Source organism: Pedobacter gandavensis (assembly GCF_032678465.1).
Classification (GTDB): domain Bacteria; phylum Bacteroidota; class Bacteroidia; order Sphingobacteriales; family Sphingobacteriaceae; genus Pedobacter; species Pedobacter gandavensis_B.
Window position 1 is genome coordinate 130778 of the sequence record NZ_JAVTSK010000009.1, and the last position, 13252, is coordinate 144029.

14 protein-coding genes and 1 pseudogene are annotated in these 13252 nt (G+C 39.8%); 8 read left to right on the forward strand and 7 right to left on the reverse strand.

Going from position 1 to position 13252, the window contains the following annotated elements:
- Positions 1 to 3: 3 nt before the first annotated feature.
- Both R2Q94_RS16745 and R2Q94_RS16750 read left to right on the forward strand, forming a co-directional pair.
- On the forward strand, positions 4 to 1191 hold the full coding sequence (locus tag R2Q94_RS16745; RefSeq protein ID WP_316822617.1) for an NAD(P)/FAD-dependent oxidoreductase: 1188 nt from the start codon (positions 4 to 6) through the stop codon (positions 1189 to 1191).
- A 133-nt stretch (positions 1192 to 1324) separates the two neighbouring features.
- Positions 1325 to 1903 (forward strand): hypothetical protein, encoded by a 579-nt coding sequence (locus R2Q94_RS16750; protein ID WP_316822618.1) that lies wholly within the window; start codon positions 1325 to 1327, stop codon positions 1901 to 1903.
- A gap of 107 nt (positions 1904 to 2010) precedes the next feature.
- On the opposite strand, the gene R2Q94_RS16755 is transcribed toward R2Q94_RS16750, so the two are convergent.
- Complete coding sequence (locus R2Q94_RS16755; protein ID WP_316822619.1) at positions 2011 to 3282, reverse strand: hypothetical protein; 1272 nt, start codon at positions 3280 to 3282, stop codon at positions 2011 to 2013.
- Positions 3283 to 3467: 185 nt separating this feature from the next.
- On the opposite strand from R2Q94_RS16755, the gene R2Q94_RS16760 reads away from it, so the two are divergent.
- Positions 3468 to 4343: a hypothetical protein gene (locus tag R2Q94_RS16760; protein WP_316822620.1), complete on the forward strand. Its 876-nt coding sequence runs from the start codon at positions 3468 to 3470 to the stop codon at positions 4341 to 4343.
- Between the two features lie 21 nt (positions 4344 to 4364).
- On the opposite strand, the pseudogene R2Q94_RS22225 reads toward R2Q94_RS16760, so the two are convergent.
- Positions 4365 to 4478, reverse strand: a pseudogene (locus tag R2Q94_RS22225) (DUF5025 domain-containing protein); the annotation flags it as partial.
- Positions 4479 to 4621: 143 nt separating this feature from the next.
- On the opposite strand from R2Q94_RS22225, the gene R2Q94_RS16765 reads away from it, so the two are divergent.
- Positions 4622 to 4975, forward strand: coding sequence for a hypothetical protein (locus R2Q94_RS16765; protein WP_316822621.1), 354 nt, complete (start codon positions 4622 to 4624; stop codon positions 4973 to 4975).
- A gap of 64 nt (positions 4976 to 5039) precedes the next feature.
- On the opposite strand, the gene R2Q94_RS16770 is transcribed toward R2Q94_RS16765, so the two are convergent.
- Together R2Q94_RS16770 and R2Q94_RS16775 are read right to left on the reverse strand one after the other, a co-directional pair.
- Entirely contained in the window at positions 5040 to 5690 is a 651-nt protein-coding gene (locus R2Q94_RS16770) for a hypothetical protein (protein WP_316822622.1), read from the reverse strand.
- A 59-nt stretch (positions 5691 to 5749) separates the two neighbouring features.
- Positions 5750 to 6631 carry a LytTR family DNA-binding domain-containing protein gene (locus R2Q94_RS16775; protein WP_316822623.1) on the reverse strand — a complete coding sequence of 294 codons (882 nt, stop codon included), beginning with the start codon at positions 6629 to 6631 and terminating at the stop codon, positions 5750 to 5752.
- A gap of 119 nt (positions 6632 to 6750) precedes the next feature.
- On the opposite strand from R2Q94_RS16775, the gene R2Q94_RS16780 reads away from it, so the two are divergent.
- The 4 genes from R2Q94_RS16780 (at position 6751) to R2Q94_RS16795 (ending at position 9989) form a co-directional block, all read left to right on the forward strand.
- Positions 6751 to 7395, forward strand: coding sequence for an HAD-IA family hydrolase (locus R2Q94_RS16780; RefSeq protein WP_316822624.1), 645 nt, complete (start codon positions 6751 to 6753; stop codon positions 7393 to 7395).
- Positions 7396 to 7399: 4 nt separating this feature from the next.
- Positions 7400 to 8446, forward strand: a complete 1047-nt coding sequence (locus R2Q94_RS16785; protein WP_316822625.1) for a class I fructose-bisphosphate aldolase — start codon at positions 7400 to 7402, stop codon at positions 8444 to 8446.
- Positions 8446 to 9189 (forward strand): HAD-IIB family hydrolase, encoded by a 744-nt coding sequence (locus R2Q94_RS16790; protein ID WP_316822626.1) that lies wholly within the window; start codon positions 8446 to 8448, stop codon positions 9187 to 9189. The genes R2Q94_RS16785 and R2Q94_RS16790 overlap by 1 nt, the downstream gene beginning before the upstream one ends.
- Positions 9190 to 9275: 86 nt before the next feature.
- Entirely contained in the window at positions 9276 to 9989 is a 714-nt protein-coding gene (locus R2Q94_RS16795; RefSeq protein WP_316822627.1) for an SOS response-associated peptidase, read from the forward strand.
- 58 nt (positions 9990 to 10047) lie between these two features.
- Here R2Q94_RS16795 and R2Q94_RS16800 read toward each other — a convergent pair whose 3' ends face one another.
- Genes R2Q94_RS16800 through R2Q94_RS16810 form a run of 3 tightly spaced genes read right to left on the reverse strand, consistent with a single transcriptional unit; the run spans position 10048 to position 13243 of the window.
- Positions 10048 to 11025, reverse strand: a complete 978-nt coding sequence (locus R2Q94_RS16800; RefSeq protein ID WP_316822628.1) for a DUF5007 domain-containing protein — start codon at positions 11023 to 11025, stop codon at positions 10048 to 10050.
- Positions 11026 to 11043: 18 nt separating this feature from the next.
- The gene (locus R2Q94_RS16805; protein WP_316822629.1) at positions 11044 to 11721 is read right to left on the reverse strand and encodes a fasciclin domain-containing protein; all 678 of its coding nucleotides are present in this window, start codon (positions 11719 to 11721) and stop codon (positions 11044 to 11046) included.
- A complete protein-coding gene (locus tag R2Q94_RS16810; RefSeq protein ID WP_316822630.1) occupies positions 11708 to 13243 on the reverse strand; it encodes a RagB/SusD family nutrient uptake outer membrane protein in 1536 nt (511 codons plus the stop codon). Before R2Q94_RS16810 ends, R2Q94_RS16805 begins: the two co-directional genes overlap by 14 nt.
- Between the last annotated feature and the right edge of the window lie 9 nt (positions 13244 to 13252).

Below are 13252 nucleotides of genomic sequence, written 5' to 3' on the forward strand. Positions count from 1 at the left end.
TTAATGATTAAAACATTGAACAAAACAATAGATATCGCGATTATTGGCGGTGGTGTAGCGGGTTGCACCGCCGCCATCGCGCTTGCGAAATCATACAAGGTACTGTTAATTGATCAAAGGGCCTCTCCGGTCCCGCGGATAGGAGAATGTTTGCCCCCAGCCAGCAGACGAATCTTAAACCGCTTTGATTTATTGGAGGGTTTGGACAACCCTCAACCGGATGCAACCCAAAGTCAGCACCTCAAACACATTGGCACACAATCCTATTGGGGTAATGAACATGCAAATATTGTAGATCTTTTGCGTAATCCTGATGGTTTTGGCTGGCATCTGGATCGTCAGGCGTTTGAAATTTATTTAAGAAAGATGGCACAGCAGCAGGGTGTACATTGCATCTGGCCTGCCAAATTACAAACTGTGCATTTTGAAAATCAACAATGGTCTATCTGTACCAGTATACCTGAAACCAGCACTTCAAAGAATAAAGACTTAATAGATGCTAAATATAAAGTACCTGATGATTCTTGCGTACAACTGAGCGCTAAACTGGTCATTGATGCAACCGGCCGACAATCCCATTTTGCAAGAAAAATAGGCATTGAGCGAATGCAATATGATAAATTAATGAGTTGCTATATTACTCTACCTAATCTGGATATCAATAAAATGAGCACCATTTCAGCGACTGAAATCGGATGGTGGTACAGTTCTCCGCTACCAAATGGCAAAAGAATTCTGGCTTTACAGACCGACCCCGACCTGATTGATCGAAACCATATAAAACATAGAGACAAATTCATCAGACTGGCACAGAGCAACCGGGAAATGGCGAAACTTATCAAATGTAGTTCCAACGAGATTGGTTTTCCTCAAACTGTATCTGCCAATTCAACGCGCCTGAACCAGGTAGCCGGTGAACGTTGGCTGGCACTTGGGGATGCGGCCATGAGTTTTGATCCCCTCTCCTCACAAGGCATGTTTAATGCCATGGCATCGGCAGTACAGTTGACAGATCTATTAGCTGAGACTGATCCATCCGGACTTTTAAAATCCGAAAGTCTAAAAGAAATCCAAACTCAGTACATCCAACAATCCGATCGAATCTGGGAACAATACCTGAAACATAAAAAACTGTATTATCGCGGAGAAATGCGCTGGCACAATGCTCCCTTTTGGAAAAGAAGACATTAATCAGGATAGATCATCTTCTAGAGAAAAAACAAGTACGTAAAAATGAAGCATTTCCACAAAAATTCTGTTTTTTTTTCTTTTCGCCATATAAACGAAGGTTAGCAAGCCTTACCTTTGCAAAAAATTTAGACTAATGAACAATATCACTCCACATCCAGTGCTGGGACACGTTGTAAACATCATTAAAAATGTGATCAGCGATATCAAAATTGATTATACTTCAGAAAGTACGGTAAACCTTAAAGATGGCAATGCTTTCATCATTTTAGAACAACAACTTGACAGCGACAATAATTCTGCAATTATTCTTATTCAGGATCCAAAGGACATCATCTTCAGTGAGGATCTTCTACCAGATCTAAAGCATTTACATGATGGCACTAAGGGGGAGTTAAAAACTGCACTACAAAATGCAACAGTAATCATCAATGATTTAAATGTAGCTACACAAATCATCTTCCAATCTGCAAAGGATGCTTTTGACCAGATTAGCAATAGTTACGAATTGATCAGAATCATAGAAAAAGCACCAACCAGAATTAAAAGCAGGTTTAAGTTTGGAAGTAATCTATTTGAGCTAACTATTCTGGATGAGGAAGATAAGATTTCAATCAACGCAGAGTTTGAGCCTTCCTTTAATGAGGCAATCAAAAAAACAATAACGGAAGACACGCTTAAAGTGCAGGATTCATTAAACAGCATTTTTAAATAAGCAAGCCCTGAAAGGTATAGCCTGGTTTATAAACCAAAATTATAATTAGAAGCCCTCTGTCTTTTAAGACAAAGGGCTTCTTTGCAAAATCAGATTTTATCAGGACCTTATTTAGGCATCCTGTTTATCATTTCCTTTGCTCTGATCAAGGTCACCTGATATGCCTGTTCAGGATTTGCAATGGCCTTTTCATAAATTGCTTTGGCAACACTATGATCTCCTTGTAAAAGGTTAACATACGCCAGCATCTCAAAAATAAAACTGCGAAGCTGAGCATCTTTCTGATCATTTTCAGACAGATAAGTCAATAGTTTTTTTGCTGATTCCAGGCGCTCATCGTTGAGTTGCTGTACCCGATATCCAGAAGGTAAATTAAACCAATAATCCCACATCCCACCATTGCTTTCCTTGTTCCAACAGTATTTAATCAATTGCAGCGCGACTTCTAACAAAGCGGCATCTAACTTTGGATTTTCAGCTTTGGAAGCCTTACATTGTGCAAGATATTGATCGGTCGTTATCCCTACCCCATTTTTTGTCATTTCATTAATAATGGATTCTTTAAGATACAGACTGTGATTTTTTGAAAACTGTTCGTAGGCATAACCCGGCTTAAAATGATCTTCCAAATTTTCTATACGGTAACCCTTTTTCAATTCCGCTTTCAGGTCTATTTTGTAAGGGGTACGGTAGTTATGGAATAAATAAACGTAAATCACACCTCTTTTTAAATCGCAGATCGTAGAATATAATGTACTTAGCTTTTCTTCTTCCTGATGCGTCTGATCTAAAACCCCTTTTAGGAAATCAATAGAATTCTCCTTAGAACCAGATAATGCCTGCTCTGCAATTTCAGGTCTTCTGCAGGCTATTGCTCCGTTGAGAATATTACAATTGCTATTCACCTGGAAATCACCGGCTTTTTCAATAATACCCTTTGGATTGACCAATACTGAGTTTCCTTCTTTATCGGCAATCAATACCTGTGAAGGGCTATTATAATCGTATTTTCTGATGATATTCAGCGCCTCTTTTACGTTTTTACATTTGCCCAGGACCTCCCACATCAGGAATCCGTCAAAGGGATGATCTAGTTTTAATTTATTAAGATCATAGTTATCTGCAGCAAAGTCAAAGAATAATCCATATTCATTCATAGCAGAAGCCACCTGCATGTCAGGTGCACCAAAGCAAACCGATCCATAACGATCTTTTGTAGCAGGATTGTACCATATCCTGGTAAATGGAGTACTGTCGTCTTCATTGGCTGCAACCAATACTTCTCCAGCCCTGGCACAGGAAAAAATGGTACAGGCCCCCACAGGTTTGATATTCCATAACATCAAACTGATGATGATTAGAAAAAAAACTTTGTTCATATGCACGACCTTTTTTTAAATTTAATTAAAAGGAAGAATAACTTCTGGATATATCTTGGATTTATTCCAGAGTAAGCTATAGAGTTGGCTTTGATCTTCAAGATCATCAACAAAAAATCTATCCCAGGCTAGCAGAAAGGATCATTTTGATTTTAAATCATGGTGTTTTTTTGTTTCTTTGCGCCATGTTAAAGTATCTATTTGTTGGTTTATTGATTGCGATCTCCTCCCTTAATGGTCGAGCTCAGGAGGCTCCTGCAGCTTATGTTGTAGCTGAAGAATTTAATATCTGGAATAAAAGGATAAATGATACGGCCTGCGTTTTTGCTGATGTTGCCTACCTACGTGACTATCCTGGACTAAAAGGTAAATTACTAGACTCATTAACTGCAGGAACTAAAGTGGTTATCAAAAGCGAAGCTTTAAACAACACATTTCTTAAGGATTTCTACGCCCCATGGTATAAAGTAGAATATACCATTGGCAAACAAAAACGATCTGGCTTTATCTGGTTAGGCTTATTGGCATTAGGATCAAGCAGGGATCAGGATGGACAATTATGGATGTACGGTTATAATAAATATCCAAACCGTTCAAATGATGAAGCGAACCTGGCACTCTGTGAGATCAAGATTCTTGACCCCTCCCTTCGTCTGGTTGGCCGTACCACATTTTTAACAGAAAAAGGAGGTCAGACTTATACAGAGGGCAAAATCTTGAATAACATGGGGCTAATTGGTTTACAGCGCATTTTTCGTATTGGCTTTTTAGCTGAGGCCTGTGGCATAGCCTCGAATCACTATTATATAGGTTGGACAGGTACTGAATTTATAGACCTGCCAGGGAAAAGTAGTGTCAGCGATGCCGGCGTTTCCTATTATGAAGAGAAATTGTTATTCCCATCGGAACATAAGCTGGCTTCAGATTTAATTATTAAGGACATTACCGAAGGAGAGGTTATTGATCCTGATCAGAAAGAATTAACCTATAAAGTAAGCAAGAAACGTGAAAAATATCTGTGGAATGGTAAAATGGTCAGCCAGCTGCTAGAGATGAAATAACCCATTAGCAGGCAGCAATGTCTAATAACGAAATTCAAAATCACCACTTTCGATGACAACAGAATACTTTAAGTTCTTCGTGTTGTATAACACACCGCTAAATTTACCACCAACAATAGGAACGATATTGTTATTAAGGTACTCGAATCGAAAATAAAAACCAAATTAAGTAATATGAAGTCTTTAGAATGAATTCAGTGCTTGCTGATGATATCTTTTTCTTCCTCAATTTGAGCGAAAGGATTTTAATCGTAACTTTCCATTTTTTATCCCTCTAAATGGAAAACACCCCCGACAAGCGTTTCAAATTAGCTGCATACCTCATTTTTGGATCCATTATTATTGATTTAATCGCAGGAATACTTCAAAGCCACAAAAACCCTGATTTCGAAATTGGCATTGGCCTGGAAACCTCCTTATTGTTTATTACCCTGGGTTATTTTGCATTTATCGGGAAACACTGGGTAAAATGGGTGCTATTATTTGTAACTGTTTTAAGTACCTTACCCCTACTGACCATGCCGGATCAACAGCTGGGCACCAACACCACTATATTTCTTCAATTGTTTTCTGGCTTCTTAAAATTCACCGCTGTTTTATTACTCTTTTTAAGTCCTAAAGCAGGCAAATAATGTCTGGTCAATTTATCCTGTTTAGACATCATGGCCTTCAGAATCAAAATCAAGAGTGTAATTCTTAAACAGCTGTTTTTATTTTATACCTTCTTACCCATTTAAAAATCAAAGGAAGAACAATGATGGTTGGCAGTAACCAGGCGATAATACCAGGAATGACCTTGTTGTTCACTACCAAAAAAGCAGTGAGTGTCGCAATGTAAGCACCGGTCATCCTTTGGATGTGTGCCAGCAGCCAGATATTTTCCACTTTCGACTTCCCCCTGAAATTTTGAAAATCTGCACGCACAAACCTTAATCCTATCCCACCAAAAACAATAAATACAATTCCGAAAGGATTTTTATGAATCAGATGATCCAGGCCAAAAATCAGGAAAGCAATCCCAAATAGGAACATAAAATAGGTCAGCAGCCAATCGATTAAAGCCGGTTGTTGCCCTTTAGACAAATTTTTCAATTGGAGATACCTTGCTGCGGATGACAACATGTATAACGTAAAAACCCCTACAATAAACAGGAAATAATTAGGATGGAGTACCGACATTACAAATGATGATGCACTTACAAACAGCATACTATATAAAAATATGCGCCCGATGATCAGGTGTATTTTACCCCCTTTTTTACCAATAATGTTGATTGTTCCAGTAGTCAGACCTATCGTTCCGGCGATGATGTGTAGTGTTAAAATTGTTTTGAATAGCGTGTCCATATGGCTTAGTTTTAAAATCCCAGGACAATATTAAACGCTGTGAATGAACTGCTGAAACCTTAGGGATGAACTGCATGGTTTTGTGATGAAAAACAAGATTTAATGGCCTCTTTGATTACTTTTGTGTACTGTCTGGATACATGAACTTCGAGATCACTGCCCTTGATCCGCAGGCGATATCCCTGTGCATTTCCCTTCAGCTCCTCAATAAAATCTATGTTTACAATAAAGGCCCGATGACATTTAATCAATTGATTTAGACCAATCATTTCATTTTCAACTTTGGCAATACTACTGCGGATCATTGTTGGAGTGATGGAACCATTCCTGGAATGGTACACCTGAACGTAATTGCCTTCAGATTCAATAAAAGCTATCTCTCTTACAGGAATACTTAAATGGCCTTTGCTATTACCGGCACTAAGTTCCAGCATTTCAGGAAGCAGCCCGGAATGCCTGGTCGGTATGAGTTGCTCATTCAGAACTTCAGCTGTATTTTTATTTAGCCGCAGCAGTCGGTTTTGCCTGATCAGGACTAAAATTGTAAGCGGTATCACAGCGATAAAAAAAGTATACAACTGAAAAGTAAGTAAAATAGAGATGCGAAAAGGAAAGTCATCAACGACAGCGAGCGTATAGGCATAATTTGCCAGCCCCAGACAAAATACCGACCAGCAACTCCAGATAATTTGCCTGATGATGTTCCAATTGGTTTCAGAAAAAAGTCTGATCACAACGGTACCGTTAAAGAAGAGCACGAGGAAACTCACCAGACCATAGCCAGCCAGGAATAACCGATCATGCCGGACTTCCACATTTGACAATCCATAAGGCTTTAATAAAAGCATCAGCAAACCAATCCCTATTCCAATGACCAATGCAGTTCTGCTTTGCTGGTCAGGAATTGGATAAGACTGTCTCAGAAAGGATTTCAACTCCATATCAAAAAAATGCGCTCAAATCTCTACAGCTTAAAAATACAACAATTAACAGAGACGAATATAGTTGATTACAGTAGCAAACCAATTTTTGAGATTATTGTTATGATTAAAAATCGATTATGAAAGGCTCCAGAATTAAAGTACTCTTTTTTGATGTTGGCGGGGTGTTATTAAACAATGGTTGGGGTCATCAATCCAGACAGGCAGCAGCAGCTAAATTTAACCTCAATTACGAGGAAATGGAGGTGCTTCATAACTTTATCTTTAACGTCTATGAAATTGGTAAAATTAGCTTAGATGACTATCTGGATACGGTGGTATTCAATCATCCCAGAGACTTTTCCAGGCAGGACTTTAAAGACTTTCTGTTTGCACAGTCAGTTGCACTACCTGATTTCTTACCCTGGTTAAAAGAATGGAAAAAGACCTGTGGATTCCGGGTAATTTCGATCAACAATGAGGGCCGGGAAATCAACAATTATCGCATCCAGAAATTCGGTTTACACGATTGTTTTGATGCTTTTATATCTTCCTGTGAAGTTGGCATGCGGAAACCCGATCCTGGTATTTTTAACCTGGCCATGGGAATTGCGCAAGTCTCTGCTGAGGAATGTTTGTATTTTGACGACCGGTTAATGCTTGCACAAGCCGCTCAAAAACTGGGCATTCTGAGCTTTCATCATCAGGACTTTTCAGCCACCAGGCAGATCCTGGAAACACATCAACTTAGCGCAAACCCCAATAACCGACCTTCAGAAAAATAATACGATGAACACTCAAGAACTGAAACATCTCAGCGAAAGGCTCATGACCGGAGACAAAGGATTACTGGCCATGGACGAAAGCACAGGCACCTGTAACAAGCGTTTTAAAGCGCTGGGCATTCCACAAACGGAAGAATACCGTAGGAAATACCGTCAACTGATCGTCACTACACCACATCTGGAAGAAAGCATCAGTGGTGCGATACTGTTTGAGGAAACACTCCAGCAACTAACAGATGACGGACAGTCCTTTCTTGCCATCCTGAAACAAAAAGACATTATACCCGGAATAAAAGTAGATCAGGGTACCAGCCCCTTACCCTTTTTTCCAGGGGAAACCATTACCGAAGGATTGGATCGTTTAACTGAGCGGATGGCAAATTATTATCAGATGGGTTTACGTTTCGCAAAATGGCGGGCGGTGATTCATATTGATACCGATCTTCCTACAAAGACTGCCATCAGCGCAAATGCCTTTACACTTGCCCGATATGCGGCAATTTGTCAGGAGGCTGGAATCGTGCCGATTGTAGAGCCCGAGGTATTGATGGATGGTTCTCATAGCCTGCAGACCTGCGCCGCAGTAACGGAAGATGTTCTGAAGGAAGTTTTTAATGCTTTATATGAACAAAAGGTCAGCCTGGAAGGCATGATTTTAAAGCCAAACATGATTTTACCTGGTTTAACCTGCCCCGATCAGAATAATACGGAAACGATCGCCCAGCAAACGATCCACAGCTTTATGAAAGTGGTACCTGCTGCCGTTGGTGGGATCGCTTTTTTATCAGGTGGCCAATCTCCCTGCCTTGCCACTGAACGACTCAATATGATGCAACTTAGATATGGCCCACAAATGCCCTGGCCATTGACATTTTCATTCTCGAGGGCAATACAACAGCCTGCACTGGAAATATGGAAAGGAAATGACCAGAACATCAAGGCAGCACAGCAATCTTTAGCTCACCGTGCCGCTTGTAACAGTGCTGCCCGAAGAGCGGAATACCATGCGGAAATGGAAAAAAATCACACATCATCTAATGCAGGTTCCTGATGAAAAAGCTCATCATTTTTGACCTTGACGGTACTTTAGCAGAGAGCAAAACGGCAATTGATGAAGAAATGGGTGTACTATTAAACAAATTACTTCAGGTGGTGAAGGTGGCTATTATTTCTGGTGGCGACTGGCCTCAATTCGAAAAACAAGTACTTTCCCGACTTCCCGTACATACCCCATTTTCCCAATTGTCCATTTTACCTACCTGTGGTACTAAATATTACCAATTCAACGGGAACTGGCGAAAATTGTATTCGGAGGATTTTACAAATGAAGAAAAACAAAGCATACTCTCGAATTTAGAACAGGCCATAACTTCTTCAGGCTTCAGACCAGAAAAAACCTGGGGGGAGCAAATCGAGGACCGGGGTAGTCAGATTACCTTTTCAGCCTTGGGACAGCAGGCTCCTCTGGAAGCCAAAAAAAACTGGGATCCGGACTTTAGTAAACGAAAGCTGATTAAAGCAGAACTCGACCGTACCTTACCAGAATTTTCAATACAAATGGGGGGTGCAACTTCTATAGATATTACCAAGCCAGGTATTGACAAAGCTTATGGTATCCATAAGCTTCAGGATACACTTCAGCTCCCAATAAAAGAAATGATATTTATTGGGGATGCGTTATTTGAAGGTGGAAACGACCATCCAGCCCGAACAACTGGTGTGCGCTGTATTTCTGTAAAAGATCCTGGGGAAACTAAGAAAGTCATAGAGGGTATAATTGCCTGCTTAACTTAAACTCCAGCAAGTGGCCATAGCAATGGAATTTTTGAACCTGTTTTTTCCAATTTCGCAGAAATAAGATAGCTTTGCCATCCTAAATTATGTGTGCAAGATATACCCTAACCGCTGAGGAAAAAGAGATCCTAAAAAACAACCCCTATCAACTTGTTGGCGCATATGAGCCAGATGCCAATATCGCCATTACGGATGGCGGACTGGTCATTACCTCTGATGAGCCGGATATCATTCAACAGATGTCATTCGGGATTGTTCCACACACTGCAAGTAGCAATGTGCTTACTTATGACACATGGAACATCCGCAGTGAGGAAGTCATGGAAAAGAAAACCTATGCCCCATTAATGAAACATCGTAAAACCTGTTTGATTATAGCAGATAGCTTTTATGAATGGCAAAAAGTAACTGATACCGACAAGATTCCCTACCGCTTTACCAATGAAAGGAAAACGTTTTGCTTTGCAGGATTATGGAGTCAATGGGTAGATCCGGAAACCGGGGAAAAGTACAGAACCTTTGGCATCATGACTACGGTAGCCAATCAAACGGTTGGAGAAATTCATGATAAACAAAGGATGCCGGTGATCCTTCACAGAAATGAGGAGTTAAGGTGGCTGAATAAAAAACTAAGCGTAGAACAACTATTAGAAATGTGTAAACCCTATCCTGACCATATGATGAAAAGGACTCAGGTGAGCAAGAAAGTGAATAAGGTTTCTACGAAAAAAAATCCCAATAAGGGACTAGAATTGATCAAACCGGACCAACAAATTGTTACACTGACCTTGTTCGATTAAAATAAAAAAAGGCTGCCCTCTAGTTATCAAGAGGGCAGCTTTTTTTATTCATAGCATGTTACTTTCTTTTTACACCCATGATTTTCACTTCTACAAGATAATTTCCCTCTTGTTTGATTTGGAAACCAATTGCAGGATTGATATTGAATCTTGCATTCGGACCATAACTCGCTTTTGGATTGGTTACTTTCACGAACTCACTTGGAATCCTATAAAAAATATCAAAAGAACCATATCCTGGGAGTGTTTTGTACGGGAAAGGAATGATTTCAAAATTGAGGCTCATTTCCGTATCTGTTTTAATCACCGGGTTAAATTTCGCATAAGTGTCTAAGGTAGGTCGGTCTCCACGAACAATAAGTTCACCAGCTTTCGGATTAAATGGAACACCATCCTCATCCACATACCTAACCACTACATTCGTACCTGTATTTGCTGTTTTGGTTACCTTGATCTCTACTGGAGGTAATGATTCGAAAGTTGCACCACCATCCAGCAGGTATGTTGCGCTATTTCTGTTGATCGAGTAAGCCTGTGATTCTACAAAATCCAGTTCGCCAATATTCTCATAGGTTTTTTTACCACTCTCATTACTCAATTCCAGATCAAAAGTATACTGGGCTCCTGTAGGAATCACTAATGTTCCTGAGGTAAACAAAAACTGACCGCTTGGTAAAAATTCAAACAGTGGTTTCGACACCAGGTCTCTAATCGCATTCAACTTTTCAAGTGTCGTATGCACCTCCGGATCAAAGGCTGTTTTATAAACATATACCTTTTGTTCCTGGAACAATTCATCTGCATTTTCATTTGTTCCTTTGCGTTTGATCTTTAACAATTTGATCTTCAATGGCACTGTAGAACCATCTCCTTTCAGCTCAGAAGTCAGGAAGCCATTTTTTCCTTTTTCTACCTGGAAAGGGCTGCCAACATAATAAACGTCATCACTCAAAAAGCCTACAGTAATCTTTTTACATCCCGTCCAGATGGCAACCGATGTCAGCAAGGCCGCCATTATTAATATATATTTCTTCATCAGATTATTTTCTTTTCGTTACCAATAAAACCTATGTGTATTCGTCAGGACGTGTAATACGCCGGTAGTGGTCTGAATATTTGACGTTTGTGCAAACGTATATAAATCCAGATCCTCTGTTGGATAATTCTCAGGAGTAGGATTCGGATCCAGTCCATTTCTTATCTTTATCAGGAATAAAATTTGAGGTTTATTACTAACCAGACCTGGACTTTCCTGTTCGATCAGCTTCACCACAAATGGTTCGTTCGATTTACTGGTCACCAGTTTATTATTTAAACTAAGGCTTTCCCTGGTCATTTTACCTGCAAAAATATGAGAACGTAAAGAATCTCTAAGCTCTGGAACAGGCAGATCATTTAAAGTATACCTTAAATTCTCATCATTATTATCCTGTTGCAATTTCTCCTCTCTTCTTTTCAGTAAGGCTTTAATTGAGTAATCTGTAGGCGCAAAAAAGGTCACATCACCATTGATCTCCTCTTTCATTCCGGCTTTATCAATCAAGACCAGTAAAGTATCAAATAAGCGATTTGTTTTCAGGTAATCATAGGTGGTCATGTTCACATGTGGATCGTGCAAACTACCTCCGATGACATATTTATCCTTCTTACAGGCGGTAGCCATAGCAACTACAGCAAAGGCCATTATTAATATGTGCTTCAATTTCATGTTGATGTGCTTAATTTCTTCCATTCCAATATTTATTTTGAACCAATAGCTGATTCTTCTGAAGATTAGTTCTGGAGATTGGCCATTTCCAACCATCCTGATCAAAACGACTTTGTGGGAAACGTCCTTCAGTATATTCCTGTAACCTCTTGTTGCGGATCATTACATACCATAACTGCCCTTCGAAAGCCACCTCTCTATAGGTTTCTTCGAAGATTTCTGTTCTTAGATCAGCATTACTTCCGGTATATTGTTCAATTCCGGCACGTGCTTTTACAGCGTTTAAATCCGTTACAGCCGGTCCATAATTCCCTAGTAGTTCATTACATTCTGCACGTAGCAACAGTTGTTCTCCTAGTCTGAAAATTGGGGTATTGCAATCTACCATAGGATCAGTATTGTTTCCTGCATTTCTATACTTGACATTCTCGCCATTTCGACCGGTGTATTTGGTCAGGATCCAGTTACTTGCGTCCCTGGTGTCAAAATTATAAGCCATACGGGCATCATTATCATAGTAATAAATCTGGCTTAAAAAGTTATTGTTGATGATGATAGGCGTGCTCAGTCTATTGGCGATATAAGGCATCATTGCGGTGGTATAAAAGAATCCCGTTCCCAATTGATACTCGGCCTGATTTAAACTTGTGGCTACTTCAAAAATAGCTTCTTCAGATCTTCCTTTGTAGAGATCTTTATATTTTGTTGCAGGAACCAGATTATAGTTTCCTGAATTGGTGATAGAATCTATGGAAGCCACTGCTTTTGTGAGCAGGCTGTTGTCTGTATTTTTCCCAAGAAAATATTGCCAGCGCAATACATTCGCTTTTAGTGCAAAAACAGCTCCTTTATCCGCAGCAATTGCACGGTCGTTTCCGGTGGTAAACTTCAGTAATTTTTGAGCCTTATCCAGGTCAGCCAATACAGAATCCAGAACAATTTTTTCCGAAGTACGTGGCAGGTTTACTGAGGTTACCGGATCAGGATTGTTCTTCAATACCAATGGTACATCGCCCCAAATTCTTACCATATAAAAATAATTGTAGGCTCTTAAGAAATAAGCCTCACCAAGCACACTATTTTTCCTATTTCCGGTAAAAACATTGTTTGGCATTTTGCTCGCTTTATCCAATACGGTATTTGCCATATTGATGGTGCTGTAGTAAGATTGCCAATCGCCAAGGTCTTCCAGGTAAGGGCCAATAAAATCGCCGATATTTATCCCTGTTCCATAATACTTATCGCCTTCCACCAGAAAGCTCAATGTAAAATGGCCATTTACCTTATTATATTCATTGGTTGAAAGATCTCCATAACTGAAGTGCGACATTCTTTCACTCTCGCTTCCCCTGACCATCGATTGTCTGGACAAAGAATACACCCCGGCAAGTGCAGAAACTGCATCATCCTGTGTTTTCCAGAAGGAACCTTCATAAGGTGCATCTTCGGGAGCAAAATTTAACAGCTTTTTACAGGAAGAAAAAAGCATGGTTGAAGCCAGCAAGAATAACAAGGCTATGGCTGCGTATGATTTTTTAGTATTCATCTCTAATTG